We start from the raw sequence: 16268 nt of genomic DNA, 5'->3' as shown, positions 1-16268 counted from the left end.
TCTTTCTTCTTGTTGCTGTTTTACCTAAAGAAACGCAAATTTATTGTAATTCTAAGATGCTGCGTTCAATAATTTCATCTTTTGTCAAATCACCCCAATTAAAAAGAACTTTTATGTCAGGTGGAACTCCATTTTCATAATCCGGATTTTTATCTAATGTTAAAGCCTGTGTTACAGAAAATCGATAAAACCAACCATTAGGTAATTGTCCTCCATTAGGTAAACCTAAACCTCCTCCAGTAGTATCTCCAATGAGTATCAAATTGGGAAGTGCCTTGGTTGCAAGAGCGGTAAATGAGCCTGCACTATAGGTACCTCTATCTGTTAACACCGCTACTTTATTTTTATATCTTATTCCATTGTAAGGCGAAATATAGACAGGTTTGTCTTCTGAAAAATCGTTATGCTCCGGACCCGACTTAATTCTTGAATAATTAATTAAGGTCTTACTTTCAACAAATCTATTTAACAAATTAAATACATCACTCACTGCTCCTCCTCCATTTTCTCTTAGATCTAAAATAAGCCCTTTCGTATTTTTATATCTATTTAAAACAAACCCCAAATTAGCTCCATCAATGTTACCTGGAAAAGATGCAAAACGTACATACCCAATATCACCATTGTCTATAAAATTATGTTTAAATGGTCCAGAAGTATAATACTCTTGATTTAAATAATGATCTTCAATTATTCTCCAATCAAAATTATCCTGACCCAAATATTTTACACCAAACTTAGAAACATTAAAGTTCGAAATTAGATTCGTATGATCATCTTTTAATTCCGTTAACATGGCTCCCAAAACATTAAATAAAGAATCTTGAGACATTCCATCAAATATTTTAACCTCATATTTTGATTTTATCGCATCCCAATCGATATTTTTCAATTCAAAATATGAATATTTTTCATTGCATTCCTTCCACAAGTATTCAAAATTAACTTTAGGATCAGTAGATGCCATATCCTCGTCAAACAATGCCTTTTCACAAGAAAAGAGTGCACATAATGCTATACATATTATTAATTTTTTCATGTAATTAAAATTAATCCAACCTCCTTATTTATTATTAGTATTAAATAACAGTGTAAACTTTACCGTGTGTTGAGCCATTTCAAATATATTAATATCACCTCCCGTTTTATAAGCATCCCATAAATAAGAGAATTGAATTTTATTCTTATTTTTCAAAGCAACCGTATAATCTAAAACAGTATTCATTCTAAACCCAGAAAAAAAATCAAACTGATAATCATCAAAAGCTTTAGGATCATTTAAAACGGAAGACTGACCTGTATATACATAACCATTGCGATAAGCACTATTTATCAATCCAACATTCAGTTTAAATGCTAAATTTCTTGATGTTGGTTTTAATTTATATTTTATAAATAAAAACTTTTTGTTCTTAGCTCTTTCGCGACTTATATCTCTAGTAACTTTCAAAGAACCAAATAAAGTTGGGATTATTTCATAACCAAAATCATTATTTAAAAGTGACGGATTAAATCTAAGGTTAGCTGTAGTATTTAATAGCCCCCCAATTTTTACATTCCATTTTTCCGAACTCAGCTTATTAAGTTGAAACAACTCCGAATGGTAAAGTGAAAAAATATAAACATTACTACTTGCTGAATGATTGTTATAAATACTATTATAGTTGCCAAAAGCAAAGGAAAACAAAGATTCCGTCTCCCTTCTATTGTCCATTTTCAATGTTGACAATGATAAATAAAAAGGGTTTCCTTTATATATAAGTGGTGACGTAGCAAAATCTCTAAAGTTTCCAGCACCAAAACCCAAGGTAACTCCAATATAATTGGGTCGCCCTTTCTTCATGCTCAACTTCTCATCATTTGGTTTTTCATTTTGCGAAAAACCATGAAATGCAACCAAGAGCAACATAGAAGTTATTAGTATTTTTTTAATCATTTATCAATTTAATAGTAAACCTTAGTGCCACTACATTAGTAGATTGGAATTTTAAGTAAAAGATATTTAAACTCAAAAATAGCATTTTCATTGTCAAATACTATCTTTGCACTCTAATTTTAACGAAATGATTAACAACGTAAGGGTAAGATTTGCTCCTAGTCCAACAGGACCATTACATATTGGTGGTGTTAGAACCGCATTATTCAATTATTTATTTGCTAAAAAAAATGGTGGTACTTTTATTCTACGAATTGAAGATACTGACCAAAACCGTTATGTAGAAGGTGCTGAAAAATACATAGTAGATGCTCTTAATTGGCTTAATTTTCCTTTTGATGAAGGACCTGAAATTGGTGGAAACCACGGACCGTACCGACAATCTGAACGTAAGGAAATTTATAAAAAACATATTGATATATTAATTGCAAATGGTAATGCCTACTATGCTTTTGACACTTCTGAAAAATTAGATTTTCATAGAAAAGACCATGAAGCTAAGGGTAAAACATTTATATACAACTGGCATAACCGGTTAAAATTAGACAATTCATTATCGCTTGATGCAGATACAGTTCAAAAAAGAATTGATTCTGGTGAAAAGTATGTAATTCGTTTTAAATCGCCAGAAAATGAGACGTTGCTACTCAATGATATTATTAGAGGAGAAATAACAATTGATACCAATGTGTTGGATGATAAAATTTTGTTCAAATCGGACGGAATGCCAACCTATCATTTAGCAAATATTGTAGATGATCATTTAATGGAAATTAGTCATGTTATACGTGGTGAAGAATGGTTACCATCAATGGCATTACACATATTATTATATAGAGCTTTTGGTTGGGATGCCCCACAATTTGCTCACTTACCTCTTATTCTAAAACCAGAAGGTAAAGGTAAATTAAGTAAACGTGATGGTGACAAATTAGGCTTTCCTGTTTTTCCATTGGAATGGCGAAATAACGGTGATGTTTCACGTGGATATAAAGAAGATGGCTATTTTCCAGAAGCTGTGGTTAATATGTTAGCTTTATTAGGATGGAACGAAGGTAGCGGTTCTGAAAAAGAAATTTATTCATTAGAAGAACTTGTCCACTCTTTTAGCCTAAAACATGTAAGTAAAGCTGGTGCAAAATTTAATCCGGACAAAACGAAATGGTTTAACCAACAATACCTGCAACTAAAAAGTGATGATGAATTAGCTGATTTGTTCTCTCTTCATATTTTAGCAATGAATTCCAATCCAACTTTAATGGAATCATTTAAAAAAACAGCGAAACATTTAGAGGATAAAAACTATATCAAACAAGTAGTTTCATTGATAAAAGAGAGAGCCACTTTTGTTTCTGACCTATTAAGCTTAGGTAGTTTCTTTTTTATTGCCCCAACATCTTATGATGATAAAGCCAAAAAACAATGGAAAGAAGGTACTACTGAATTAATGAATGAATTAATTTCAGTGCTTAATCCAATACAAGATTTTAATTCAAAAAATATTGAGAACATTGTAAAAGAATGGATTACAAACAAAGAAATTGGATTTGGTAAAGTTATGCAACCGTTACGATTGAGTTTGGTTGGAGCTATGCAAGGTCCTCATATTTTTGATATAATGGACCTAATTGGTAAGAAAGACACTATTGAACGTATTGAAAAAGCAATAGAGCGTCTCTAACATCAAATTAATTAATATCAGGGAATATAATTCTGAATCTTTTAAAACCTTGTTAGGCTCTTTGATTTTGATTAAAAATTAATATTGAAATTTAATATTGTAAGAATCAAGGTGGTTTTTATAAAGATCAGGATTAAAATTTTCTAGTTTAAATTCTTGGTCTCTTTCATTGCTCGATTTTAATCTTTTAATAGATCTCAAAAACCTTCTCATTTCATTATTATTTCTAATAATTAACCCTGGAACCTTTACATTTTTTCCTTTTTCGTCCTTAGCAACCATAGAAAAGTAAGAAGAATTACAATGTTTTATCTCACCCGTTTGTATATTTTGAGATTCCACACGTATGCCAACTACCATGGATGTATTACCCACATAATTTATTTGAGCTTTCATCGTAACCAACTCACCTACTTCAATAGGATTCAAAAAATCGACTCTATTCACTGATGCCGTTACACAATATTGACCAGAGTATTTAGATGCACAGGCAAAAGCTGCTTTGTCCATTAATGACAAAATAAACCCTCCATGAATTTTACCACTAAAATTAGAATAATTGGGTTGCATTAATTCTGTTAAAATAATCTCAGAATCAGTTGATGTTTTAAATTTTGACGTCATATTATCTTTATATAATAAGCTACTCTCTAATCGTTTTCTCTACTTCTGTAACAAAATATTTGGTATCACCCAACCATGGAAAAGTGGCAAAACGTTCTTTATAAGTCAATTTTACCTGTTGCCCTTGCATATCTTTTAGTTGTTGAATTACCTTATCTTCAGAGCCTTCTACAGAAAAACTAAAATGTTGTGATTCAGATACACCTTGGCTTATTTCACCTTCCCATGTTTTAAATAATAGTCCTTTATGCGTAATTTTTATCAATTCTCCTGATCTAAAACCTTCACTGTAAGTGGCGTAATAAACAAATAGAAAATAACCAATTAATAAAACAGCTGCTATAGCAACAATAATCCCTACAACTTTTTTCATTATTTATACTTTATACATCAAAAATACAGAATTATCATTAACTTTATCAACTTAAACTTTTTAACCTTAAACAAAAAACACTATGGAAGCATATATTGGGTACATTCCCTTTATTTTTATCGGATTAATAATTTTTTTCGCCTCAATTTTTATCGTAAAACAACAGACTGTTGCTATTGTAGAAAGGTTTGGTAGATTTTTAAGTATTAGACATTCAGGATTTCAATTAAAAATACCTTTTATTGATAAAATAGCTGGTAAAGTAAGCTTAAAAATTCAGCAATTAGATGTAATTGTGGAAACAAAAACCTTAGATGATGTATTTGTAAAAATAAAGGTATCTGTGCAATATGTTATTATTAGAGAAAAGGTTTACGAAGCTTTTTATAAATTAGAATATCCTCATGACCAAATTACCAGTTATGTATTTGATGTAGTGCGTGCAGAAGTGCCAAAAATGAAATTAGATGATGTCTTTGTTAAAAAAGATGATATTGCTATTGCTGTAAAAAACGAATTAAAAGATGCCATGTTAGACTATGGTTTTGATATTATTAAAACCTTAGTAACAGATATTGATCCAGATGCACAAGTAAAAGTAGCTATGAATCGTATTAACGCAGCTGATCGTGAAAAAACTGCTGCACAATATGAAGGTGATGCTGCAAGGATTTTAATTGTTGAAAAAGCAAAAGCGGAAGCAGAAAGTAAACGATTACAAGGACAAGGTATTGCAGACCAACGTAGAGAAATTGCACGTGGTTTAGAGGAATCTGTTGAAGTACTGAATAAAGTGGGTATTAACTCGCAAGAAGCTTCTGCACTTATTGTAGTAACTCAACATTATGATACATTACAATCTATTGGTGAACATACGAACTCTAACTTAATTTTGTTACCTAATTCGCCACAAGCAGGTAGCGATATGTTAAATAATATGGTCGCTTCTTTTTCGGCAAGTAATCAAATTGGTGAGGCTATGAAAAAGGCAGAACTAGAAAAACAAAAAGGAAATCAAAATCTCTTAGAAGATTAAAAAAGGAAATCATTTATTATTGATAGCTAATATTAAGTTATCCTTTAAATATAATACATAAAAAAAGTCGCAAATTGCGACTTTTTTTTATTTTAGATTATTATTAATCTGTAATTTTTTCTTTCTTCTTATCTTCCTCTTCATCCTTTGTGGCTTTTTTAAATTCTTTTATTCCACCACCAAGGCCTTTCATTAATTCAGGTATTTTTCTTCCTCCAAAAAGTAGTAAAATTATTATCCCGATAATAATAACTTCTTGACCGCCTAGCCATCCTAAAAATATTGTTGCTGATATCATTTCTTAAAAATTTATAAAACAAAGGTAGTAATTAAACGTGAATTGTGCATAATTATTTGTTAAAAGGCAAATTTAATTGCCATTACTATTGAGTAACTAAAAATATTGATGTTTCAATTCTAAATTAGCGTTTTTTAATATGGCCATAGGTTTATTAACTAGATACTATAAACTGCTAGCAATCTAAGTCGTTAAAATATGTTGCTTTTAGTTATAAAATCAGCATGCATTTTTAAAAATTGATATTTATCATTTCAAGACCAACTACCATTCTTTAGATTTGAGTAAATCTAAATTATGATTTATGAAAAATCTCCTTCCAATTGCCGTTATGATTATAGTTACTTTGGTAAGTTGCCAAGACCAAAAATCGAAATCAGAAAAAAACGAACTTAATGCAGCTCAAAGTAATAATCTCTCTATACAAATAGAGCTAGGTGAAAAACTTTTTAACGAAAACATTTGTGATGCTTGTCATTTCAAACAGCCTTCAGAGGTTGGTCCTACAATAAAAAATATTGTAGAAACATATAATGAGCAAGAAAAAAGTATTGCAGACTTTTTACAAGGAAAAGTTAAACCTATTGTGGACACAGACGAAGACCAAATAGCTATTATGCAGATGAATATTGATACTTTTGTATCAAAATTATCTCTTTTAGAAGTTAAGGCCATTGAGGTATATATGGAAAATACTACGGAAGACTAAATTCCGTTTCTAACCTTTGATTTTAACTTCAATAAAAAAATCGGTTATATCGGTTATATATGAAAATCGGTTAGTATTTAAATACTAACCGATTTTCATAATAATTATGTTTCTTAAAACATATTTTTAATCACCATTTCCATTTATTAAGTAAAAATCTAAGTGTTTACGTTCTAAATCTGTCTTTTTCACTTTTACAGTAACTTCATCTCCCAACTGATATAGATTATTTGTAGACTGTCCAACCAAAGCGTATTGCTTTTCATCATAGATATAATAATCGTCCTTAATATCTCGAGTACGTACCATTCCTTCACACTTATTTTCTATAATTTCTATATAAATACCCCATTCCGTAACTCCTGATATCACACCTACAAATTCTTCATCTTGATGATTTTGCATGTATTTAACCTGCATGTATTTAATAGAATCACGTTCTGCTTTAGATGCTAACATTTCTCTTTCTGAAGAGTGTTCACATCTTTTCTCGTAAGGTGCTGCATCGGGCGATTTTCCTCCATCCAAATAATGTTGAAGTAATCTATGTGTCATCACATCAGGATAACGTCTAATAGGTGACGTAAAATGACTGTAATAGTCAAATGCTAATCCGTAATGTCCAATATTATCCGTAGTATAAATTGCTTTGCTCATTGAACGGATAGTTAAAGTTTCTATCATATTCTCTTCCGGCTTGCCATTTACATCACTTAACAACTTGTTTAATGAATTAGAAGTTGTTTCTTTTGTTTGGGTATTAATTTTGTATCCGAACTTACTTATAATTTCTTGTAAACCAGCTAGTTTATCAGAATTAGGTTCATCATGTATTCTATAAATAAACGTATTTTTTGTAGGTGTACCATTTTTCTTTTTTCCTACAAATTCAGCTACTTTTTTATTAGCTAAAAGCATAAATTCTTCAATTAGCTTATTCGCATCTTTAGATTCTTTAAAATAAACCCCAGTTGGTTCAGCATCTTCATTTAAATTAAACTTCACTTCTACCCTATCAAAAGTAATTGCTCCTTGTTGTAAGCGTCTTTTTCTAAGTTTTTTTGCCAGTTCGTCTAACTTTAAAGTTGCTTTTACAATATCATCAGTTACTTTATAACTTTTTCCCGTTATCGATATATCCTCAGGAATTGTATTTTCAAAAGTTTCTATTATATGCTGAGCTTCTTCATATGCAAAACGTTGGTCTGAATATGTAACCGTTCTACCAAACCATTCGTTTATAACATGTCCTTTCTGATCCATTTCAAAAACCGCTGAAAAAGTTAATTTTTCTTCATTAGGTCTTAAAGAACATACTCCATTAGACAATACTTCTGGCAACATAGGTACAACTCTATCTACTAAATATACTGAAGTTGCCCTTTCATAAGCTTCTTGATCTAAAATTGTATCTGGTTGCACATAATGCGATACATCTGCAATATGAATTCCTATTTCAAAATTTCCATTTTCTAGTTCTTTAAAAGATAAAGCATCATCAAAATCTTTGGCATCTTTAGGATCTATTGTAAAAGTTAACGTTTTACGCATATCCCTCCGTTCCGAAATATCTTTTGCACTCACTTCTGTTACTAATTTGGTGGCATCATCTTCAACTTTTTCAGGAAACTGATACGGAAGACCATATTCTAATAAAATAGAGTGAATTTCAGTATCGTGTTCTCCAGGTTTACCTAAAACCGTAATAATTTTACCAAAAGGATTCTTAGAATTATTTGGCCAATCTGTTAATTCAGCCAATACTTTATCTCCATGTTCTGCTCCGTCTATATTATTTTTAGATATAAAAATATCTGCATACATCTTATTATTGTCTGGTATTACAAATCCGAAATTTTTACTCATTTGTAAAACACCAACAAATTCGGTTTTAGCACGTTCTATAATTTCAGTTACTTCACCTTCGTACTTATCATTATTTCGCCTTCTATACACATAAACTTTTACCGTATCACCATCTAGTCCACGATTTAAATTTATCGTTGGTATAAAGGCATCGTGCTCTAAAGTATCCGAAATAAAATAGGCATTTTTATTAGATGTAACATCTAAAATACCAACATGATAATGTTCGTTTTGTATAATTTTATACTTACCCTTTTCAGTTTCTTCGATTCGTTCCTTTAGCTTTAAGGCTTCCAAATTTTGTATAATTTGTTGTCTACCATTAGCATCTGTAATATCTAAACTCGCGGCTATTTGTTTATAATTAAACGACTGTTTTGAATTTTGATTTAATGTTTTTAAAATTTTTGTAGATAAATCTTTAACTACATTACCTTTCTTTTTATATTGAAATCTCTTTTTTGACATACTTTATTTATTCTAGCCGAAATATAACAAAAAAGCCCCGATAGTCATCGAGGCTTTTAATTAAATAATTGTTATTTTTTATTCTAATACAACCTTTTGTTCTGTTGAACCTTCAGATGTTGCAATTCTAAGTACATAAATACCTCTTGGTAATTTAGCTACATTTAAAGACTTGTCTTTTAATTGCACTTTTACCTGACTACCATTAGAATCAAACATTAAAACATATTTCAATTCAACGTTATCTTTTATATCGATAGTTATTTTATCTGTACTTGGATTAGGATATACTTTTATACTTGCTTCTAATGAAACTTCATCAGTATCTGCAGAGGCTAAACCTGATATTTTTCTAATTCTATTATTACCTCTATCTACAACAAATAATTCACCAGTTTTATTAAAAGCTAAACCGGTAGGATTAGATAATTTTGCATCTTTTGCTAATTCACCATCTCCTGAAAATCCAGACTCACCATTACCAGCTACCGTTGTAATTTTACCTGTAGAAAGTGCAATTTTTCTTACCATATTATTACCTCTATCCACAACAAATAAATCACCATTATTATTAATAGCTAAACCTAATGGATTTGCTAATTGAGCTTTAGTTGCATCAATATTTTCTCCTACAAATCCTGTTTCTCCGGTTCCGGCTACAGTTGTAATAACACCCGTTGATAAATTTATTTTTCTAATACGTTCGTTACCACTATCAGAAACAAAAAGATTTCCTTTACCGTCTAAAGCTAAACCTGTTGGGTTGGCTAATTTAGCAGCAGAAGCTTGTCCTCCATCTCCAGAAAAACCTACTTCACCAGTACCTGCAATAATAGTTACCTTACCCGTTGTAAAATCAACTTTTTTAACATTACTATCACCGTTTACAGAAACAAAAAGATTTCCATGCTTGTCAAAAACAACATTAAAAGGACCTCCTAAATATTCATTAATATTAGGAAATTCTGTTTCTGATTTTTTTCCAACTAACGTAATAGAACTACCTGTATCTAAATTTATCTTTCTAATACGTAAATTAGCTAAATCAGCAACATATAGGTTATTGTAATTATCAAATGTTAATCCCGTTGGGGTTTTTAATTCGCTAACTTGTTTTTTATCAGCTGTACCAACTACTGTTGTAATGATACCTGATTCCTTATCAATTCTTCTAATACTATTATTATAAGTATCTGCAATATAAATATTATCAGACTTGTCAAAAGTTAAATTAAATGGTAAATTTAACTTTGCTGTAGTAGCTAAACCACCATCTCCAGAAAATCCCGAAGATCCAGTACCTGCTACCGTAGTAATTGTTTGACTTTGTGCAGTATACACAAGGCATAAAAATAATAAAATAATGTAATTTTTTTTCATAACATAGGGGGTTTAAGTTTTCTTAGTTCATAGTTAAGGTCGCTAATTTACAATATTTTAGATAAAAAGTGAAAAAAAGTAAAAAAACTACTTATTAGTATTAATAATAAGGTATTCACTCACAACATAAATTTACCTACTTGTGTTTGCTTAATTTTTACTTATCAACATATATAATATAATATTTTTTTTATTTTAAAATTTTAGAAAAGAAATGATTGTTATTATATGTTGTTAATAGTTACAATAAATAATGCAATATTTATTTTGATATTAAGTTGTTAAATTTTGTTTAACATTTTATGAGCTATTATTTATTAGTTAAACCAACTATAAATCAAATAAATAATCAATTCTAAACACAGGTTGTTAACAACTGTTATTAACTAGTTTATTGTAAAGAATAATTAAAATTTTAGTTGAAAACCTTGTTTTTATATGTTAATAAATTCATCTCAAATTATGATAACTAAATTAGGTTTGTATTAGTAATATTTCTCTTAACCTTTTAATTAAGAATACAAATTATTATTATAAAATTTAATTGATATTTGATTAACAATTGTAGGATTGTTTAAAGGTCTAATTCTTAAATTATTGCCAAAAGCTATTAACAATTTAAAATTTTAATGTTCATAAAGTTAAATAGTGGTAAATTTGAATTTTAAATTAAAATATATAAAAAATGAAGATTGCAATAGGTAATGACCACGCAGGTACCGATTACAAGAAAGCTATAGTAAAGCATTTAGAGGAAAACGGACATACCGTTATAAATTTTGGAACTGATACCGATGATAGTGTTGATTATCCAGATTTTGTTCATCCAGTAGCTAATGCTGTAGAAAATAAAGAGGTTGATTTTGGTATAACCATTTGTGGAAGTGGCAATGGTGCACAAATTGCGGCCAATAAACATCAAGGAATTAGAGCAGCTCTATGTTGGAATAATGAATTGGTTGCGTTAGCAAGACAACATAATGATGCAAATATATTAAGTATTCCTGCACGATTTGTTTCAGTACATCAAGCAATTAATTTTGTTGATATTTTTTTAAATATGGATTTTGAAGGTGGGCGTCATCAGACTAGAGTTGATAAAATAGCTTGTTCATAAAATGCAATGGTTTTTAAAAACATTTGATCAATTATCTTTAAATGAATTTTATTCTATTTTAAAACTTCGAATAGATATTTTTGTTGTTGAACAAAATTGTCCCTATCCAGAATTAGATAATAAAGATCAACTTGCTCATCACTTTTTTTGTATAAATAATAATGAAGTCATAGCATATACCAGAATTTTTAAACCTGGAGATTATTATGTACAAGTTGCATTTGGTAGAGTAGTAGTGCATGAAAATTTTAGAAAACAAGAACTAGGTAAGAAGCTTATAGAGCGAACAATAAATGAAACCTATAAACTATATGGAAAAACTCCTATAAAAATAGGAGCACAAGTTTACCTTAAGAATTTCTATGAATCTTTTGGTTTTCAACAAAAAGGAGAAGGATATCTAGAAGATGGAATCCCACATATATATATGATATTAGACAATGAACAATCCTAAAGTAAAAATAAAAAAGATTACTAATTTATCAAATGATTGGTACACCTTAGATAAGGTAAATTTTGATTATCAGTTAAAAAATGGTTCTTGGCAAAACCAGAATAGAGAGAGTTACGATAGAGGTGATGGGGCGTGTATTTTATTATTTAATAATATAAAAGGTACCGTTATATTAACCAAACAATTTAGAATGCCTAGTTATTTAAATGGTAATGATGATGGTATGTCAATAGAGGTTTGTGCAGGTTTATTAGATGAAGATGATCCCATTACTTGTATAAAAAAAGAGGCCGAAGAAGAAACAGGTTATCTCTTAGAAAAAGTTAAAAAAGTATTTGTAATTTATTCAACACCTGGTGCAGTTACTGAAAAGATATACTACTTTATTGGAGAATATAATGAGGATATGAAAGTAAATGAAGGCGGAGGATTAGCTTCAGAAACTGAAGAAATTGAAGTATTAGAAATGCCTTTTAAAAATGCTTTAGAAATGATTAAAACTGGTGAAATAAATGATGCAAAAACGGTTATTTTATTGCAACATGCTGCAATTGAAAAATTACTAGATTAAAAATAAACTATTTTTAATTCATAGATTTATTTAAAAGGGCTAAGTAGGTTGCAAAATCTATTTGAAGATTACCAAGTTGAAAGTTTTCGTTTGGATTGTGAATATTTTAAGGATTAGTAATTCAAATATTATTACTTTGTAAGTTATTACTCAAAGGAATAATACCTAAAGAGCAACAAAACGAAAAGAATTTTTTTTTTAATATATCATTATAATAAAAAGTATACTATTCATAGTAATTATAAACATTACTTTTTTATGGTATAAAATTTAAAGTTCTTTTTCGTATTTTAGCGACTATTATTTTAAATATACTTTTAAGTAGAATTATGGCAGAAGACAAAGAAAAAACGGCAAAACTAAAGGCTTTACAATTAACTTTAGATAAATTAGATAAAACATACGGAAAAGGTTCAGTAATGCGTTTAGGAGACGATGTTGCAGAAGATATTGAAGCAATTCCATCTGGTTCTTTAGGATTAGATATAGCTTTAGGTGTTGGTGGTTATCCAAGAGGTAGAGTAATAGAAATTTATGGACCAGAATCTTCAGGTAAAACAACATTAACGTTACACGCAATTGCAGAAGCTCAGAAAGCTGGTGGAATTGCGGCATTTATTGATGCAGAACACGCTTTTGATAGATATTATGCACAGAATTTAGGTATTGATATTGATAATTTAATCATCTCGCAACCAGATCATGGAGAACAAGCTTTGGAAATAGCTGATAATTTAATTAGATCAGGAGCTATTGATATTGTGGTAATTGATTCAGTTGCAGCACTTACACCAAAAAGTGAAATTGAAGGTGAAATGGGTGATTCTAAAATGGGTTTACATGCTCGTTTAATGTCTCAGGCTTTACGTAAACTTACTGGAACTATAAGTAAAACAAAATGTACAGTAATATTTATTAACCAATTGCGTGAAAAAATTGGTGTAATGTTTGGTAACCCAGAGACTACTACTGGTGGTAATGCCTTAAAATTTTATGCATCTGTTCGTTTAGATATTAGACGTAGAACACAAATTAAAGATGGTGATAGAGTCATAGGTAATAGTACTAAAGTAAAAGTGGTTAAGAACAAAGTAGCACCACCTTTCCGAATGGCTGAGTTTGATATTATGTATGGTGAAGGTATTTCTAAAGTTGGTGAAATACTAGATATTGGTGTAGAATTAGGAATTATTAAGAAAAGTGGTTCTTGGTTTAGTTATGGTGAGACTAAATTAGGACAAGGTAGAGATGCTGTAAAATCTTTAATTAAAGATAATCCTGATTTAGCTGAAGAATTAGAAGGTAAAATTCTTGTTGAAATCAATAAAGAAAAATAAAATATTTTGACCATAAAAAAAGCGGACATTTAATGTCCGCTTTTTTTATGGTTTTAAGTAAATGTCTATTTATTTACATTTTTAATATAATGTTCTAATGCCATTGTCATAGATGGTGTTTCTTTACTTGGTGCAGTAATATCTATACGTAATCCAGCTTCTTCTGCGGCTTTAATAGTAGTGTTTCCAAAGACTGCAATCCTAGTATCATTTTGCTTAAAATCTGGAAAATTAAGAAATAATGACTCAATACCTGAAGGACTAAAAAATACTAAAACATCATATAAAACATTCTTTAAATCAGATAAATCACTAGTTACGGTTTTATAAAGTACCGCTTTTTCCCATTTTATATCAAGTTCATTTAATAACTCTGGAACTAAGGGTTTTAATTTATCTGAAGAAGGTAATAAAAAGGATTCTGTTTTGTGTTTTTTAATTTGTTTTAATAAATCTTGAAAAGTACGCTCACCTACATAAATTTTACGTTTTCTATAGACTACATATTTTTGTAAATAATAAGCTACAGCCTCAGATTGACAGAAGTACTTCATATCATCAGGTACTGTAAAACGCATTTCTTCTGCTATTCTAAAATAGTTATTAATTGCATTTCTACTGGTAAAAATAACAGCTGTAAAATTAGATAAGTCAATTTTTTGATTTCTTACTTCTCTTGCGTCAACCGATTCAACATGAATAAAAGATCTAAAATCAATTTTTACCTTTTGCTTATCGGATAAATCGAAGTATGGAGATTGCTTCGTACTTGGAGCGGGTTGAGAAACTAAAATAGTTTTTACTTTCATCTGTATTATATAGTTTTTATTGATCATCCCGAATAGTCGGGAGGCATGCCTTAATTTTTAATTGTCAGCGTAACTGAAAATAAGGTTAAGGCGTTAAATAAACACTTTTCTCTTAATTGCCCTTATAAAATAAAATATTTGATCATTATTATAAAAGGAGCTATTTCGAGCGTGCAAAGATACAAAATAAAATAAAACGATTTTCCAAAAACTAAAGATTGATTTGTTTTGACCAATAAAACGTAATAATAAAGAAATAATGCAGCTGCTGTAAACAACAAAAAATAGGAATATATTGTAGAATTTACATAAAAATGAATAGCAATTAATGGGAGCATAATGAGACTATAATTACTTAAATAGCTTGCTTTCAAGAATGTAAAGTGTGTCTGAATCCTTTCTTTTTCAATTAAAATTCCCAGAAGTAAACCTGCAATAATTCTAATGGCAAAAAAAACACATACAACAAAAGCAATTTTGAGGTAAAATAAAAAGTCATAGGAAGCCATTTCAGGTTCTACTAAATGTACAATAATAAATAACAAGAAAGATATAATAATTACATAAACGGCTAGAAAAATTATACTAAATGAATTGAATAGTAATGGGTTGGCCTTTGAAAAACTATTTATATAAGTATTATTAAATAATAAATTTTTTAGTTTATAATATCTATCATTCGATTTTAATCGGTTTAAAATCAGTAAAGTAACAGCAATTAGAAGTACTATTGTAATCCAATCTTTTGATACAACAATACGTTCAGTAGCTTCTAACATGGTTTGAAATTATTAACACAAAATTAGTAATATTTTATTTTACCTTTGCTCTAAATTTGTAGATTAAATTATTACAATGTCAGACACTTTAGTCATTATACCCACATATAACGAAAAAGAAAATATTGAAAACATGGTTAAGACCGTATTTTCATTACAAAAGGCATTTGATGTATTGGTTGTAGATGATAATTCTCCAGACGGAACAGGAGCAATTGTAGAACGTTTACAAGCTCAGTTTCCTTCTCGTTTATTTTTAGAAAAAAGAAAAGGAAAAACAGGACTCGGCACAGCGTATATTCATGGTTTTAAATGGGCTTTGGCAAAAAAATATGATTATATCATAGAAATGGATGCCGATTTTTCTCATGACCCAAAAGATTTAATAAGATTGTACCAAGCTTGTCACGATTACGGAGCCGATGTTTCTATAGGTTCTCGTTATTCTAAAGGTGTAAATGTGGTTAATTGGCCTATGAATAGAGTTTTAATGTCCTATTTTGCGAGCAAATATGTGCAGTTTATTACTAGGATACCTATTCATGACACAACCGCGGGTTTTGTTTGTTATAAACGAAATGTGTTGGAAACTATTAAACTTGATAAGATTAAATTTGTAGGATATGCTTTTCAGATCGAAATGAAATTTAAAGCATGGAAACATGGATTTAACATTAAAGAAGTTTCCGTTATCTTTACGGATAGAGCATTAGGTAAATCTAAAATGGATAGTTCCATAATTGGTGAAGCCATTTTAGGAGTAATTAAAATGAAATTAAAAGGACTTCCAAAATAAATCAATATAATTTACTTTGATATGTAAATATCAA

At 29.5% G+C, this 16268-nt stretch carries 17 protein-coding genes; 8 read left to right on the top strand and 9 right to left on the bottom strand.

Translation table 11 applies throughout. The features are described from left to right. Positions 1-40: 40 nt before the first annotated feature. Together JBL43_RS07750 and JBL43_RS07745 are read right to left on the bottom strand one after the other, a co-directional pair. Positions 41-1039, bottom strand: a complete 999-nt coding sequence (locus tag JBL43_RS07750) for a S41 family peptidase (protein WP_198840883.1) — start codon at positions 1037-1039, stop codon at positions 41-43. Positions 1040-1063: 24 nt separating this feature from the next. Then, entirely contained in the window at positions 1064-1936 is an 873-nt protein-coding gene (locus tag JBL43_RS07745; RefSeq protein WP_198840882.1) for a hypothetical protein, read from the bottom strand. A 127-nt stretch (positions 1937-2063) separates the two neighbouring features. Here JBL43_RS07745 and gltX point away from each other — a divergent pair, with 127 nt between their 5' ends. Then, complete coding sequence (gene gltX / locus JBL43_RS07740) at positions 2064-3617, top strand: glutamate--tRNA ligase (protein ID WP_198840881.1); 1554 nt, start codon at positions 2064-2066, stop codon at positions 3615-3617. 78 nt (positions 3618-3695) lie between these two features. Here gltX and JBL43_RS07735 read toward each other — a convergent pair whose 3' ends face one another. Continuing rightward, positions 3696-4241, bottom strand: a complete 546-nt coding sequence (locus JBL43_RS07735; protein ID WP_198840880.1) for an acyl-CoA thioesterase — start codon at positions 4239-4241, stop codon at positions 3696-3698. A 19-nt stretch (positions 4242-4260) separates the two neighbouring features. Continuing rightward, on the bottom strand, positions 4261-4614 hold the full coding sequence (locus JBL43_RS07730) for a DUF8785 domain-containing protein (protein ID WP_198840879.1): 354 nt from the start codon (positions 4612-4614) through the stop codon (positions 4261-4263). Between the two features lie 82 nt (positions 4615-4696). On the opposite strand from JBL43_RS07730, the gene JBL43_RS07725 reads away from it, so the two are divergent. Then, entirely contained in the window at positions 4697-5650 is a 954-nt protein-coding gene (locus tag JBL43_RS07725) for an SPFH domain-containing protein (protein WP_198840878.1), read from the top strand. Between the two features lie 103 nt (positions 5651-5753). On the opposite strand, the gene tatA is transcribed toward JBL43_RS07725, so the two are convergent. Beyond that, positions 5754-5948, bottom strand: a complete 195-nt coding sequence (gene tatA, locus JBL43_RS07720; protein ID WP_198840877.1) for a twin-arginine translocase TatA/TatE family subunit — start codon at positions 5946-5948, stop codon at positions 5754-5756. 304 nt (positions 5949-6252) lie between these two features. On the opposite strand from tatA, the gene JBL43_RS07715 reads away from it, so the two are divergent. Further along, entirely contained in the window at positions 6253-6657 is a 405-nt protein-coding gene (locus tag JBL43_RS07715; RefSeq protein WP_198840876.1) for a c-type cytochrome, read from the top strand. Between the two features lie 126 nt (positions 6658-6783). Here the strand turns inward: JBL43_RS07715 and rnr are convergent, their stop codons facing one another. Together rnr and JBL43_RS07705 are read right to left on the bottom strand one after the other, a co-directional pair. Next, positions 6784-8991: a ribonuclease R gene (rnr, locus tag JBL43_RS07710; RefSeq protein ID WP_198840875.1), complete on the bottom strand. Its 2208-nt coding sequence runs from the start codon at positions 8989-8991 to the stop codon at positions 6784-6786. Between the two features lie 78 nt (positions 8992-9069). After that, positions 9070-10371 (bottom strand): NHL domain-containing protein, encoded by a 1302-nt coding sequence (locus tag JBL43_RS07705; protein WP_198840874.1) that lies wholly within the window; start codon positions 10369-10371, stop codon positions 9070-9072. Between the two features lie 685 nt (positions 10372-11056). On the opposite strand from JBL43_RS07705, the gene rpiB reads away from it, so the two are divergent. The 4 genes from rpiB to recA all read left to right on the top strand — a co-directional run bounded on the left by rpiB (position 11057) and on the right by recA (position 13850). After that, positions 11057-11488: a ribose 5-phosphate isomerase B gene (rpiB, locus tag JBL43_RS07700; protein ID WP_138952278.1), complete on the top strand. Its 432-nt coding sequence runs from the start codon at positions 11057-11059 to the stop codon at positions 11486-11488. Between the two features lies 1 nt (position 11489). Continuing rightward, positions 11490-11942, top strand: coding sequence for a GNAT family N-acetyltransferase (locus JBL43_RS07695; protein ID WP_198840873.1), 453 nt, complete (start codon positions 11490-11492; stop codon positions 11940-11942). Then, complete coding sequence (locus JBL43_RS07690) at positions 11929-12513, top strand: NUDIX domain-containing protein (RefSeq protein ID WP_198840872.1); 585 nt, start codon at positions 11929-11931, stop codon at positions 12511-12513. Before JBL43_RS07695 ends, JBL43_RS07690 begins: the two co-directional genes overlap by 14 nt. Positions 12514-12842: 329 nt before the next feature. Continuing rightward, positions 12843-13850, top strand: a complete 1008-nt coding sequence (gene recA / locus JBL43_RS07685) for a recombinase RecA (protein ID WP_198840871.1) — start codon at positions 12843-12845, stop codon at positions 13848-13850. 65 nt (positions 13851-13915) lie between these two features. Here recA and JBL43_RS07680 read toward each other — a convergent pair whose 3' ends face one another. Both JBL43_RS07680 and JBL43_RS07675 read right to left on the bottom strand, forming a co-directional pair. Next, positions 13916-14659, bottom strand: coding sequence for a uroporphyrinogen-III synthase (locus JBL43_RS07680; protein WP_138952272.1), 744 nt, complete (start codon positions 14657-14659; stop codon positions 13916-13918). Between the two features lie 122 nt (positions 14660-14781). Continuing rightward, positions 14782-15438, bottom strand: coding sequence for a DUF4271 domain-containing protein (locus JBL43_RS07675; RefSeq protein ID WP_198840870.1), 657 nt, complete (start codon positions 15436-15438; stop codon positions 14782-14784). 76 nt (positions 15439-15514) lie between these two features. Here JBL43_RS07675 and JBL43_RS07670 point away from each other — a divergent pair, with 76 nt between their 5' ends. Then, entirely contained in the window at positions 15515-16234 is a 720-nt protein-coding gene (locus tag JBL43_RS07670) for a polyprenol monophosphomannose synthase (RefSeq protein WP_198840869.1), read from the top strand. Positions 16235-16268: the final 34 nt, after the last annotated feature.

The sequence above is a fragment of the Aureibaculum flavum genome (genome assembly GCF_016406085.1).
Classification (GTDB): domain Bacteria; phylum Bacteroidota; class Bacteroidia; order Flavobacteriales; family Flavobacteriaceae; genus Aureibaculum; species Aureibaculum flavum.
The sequence above is the reverse complement of the archived record's forward strand: the minus strand, read 5'-3'. Positions and strand labels throughout refer to the sequence as shown.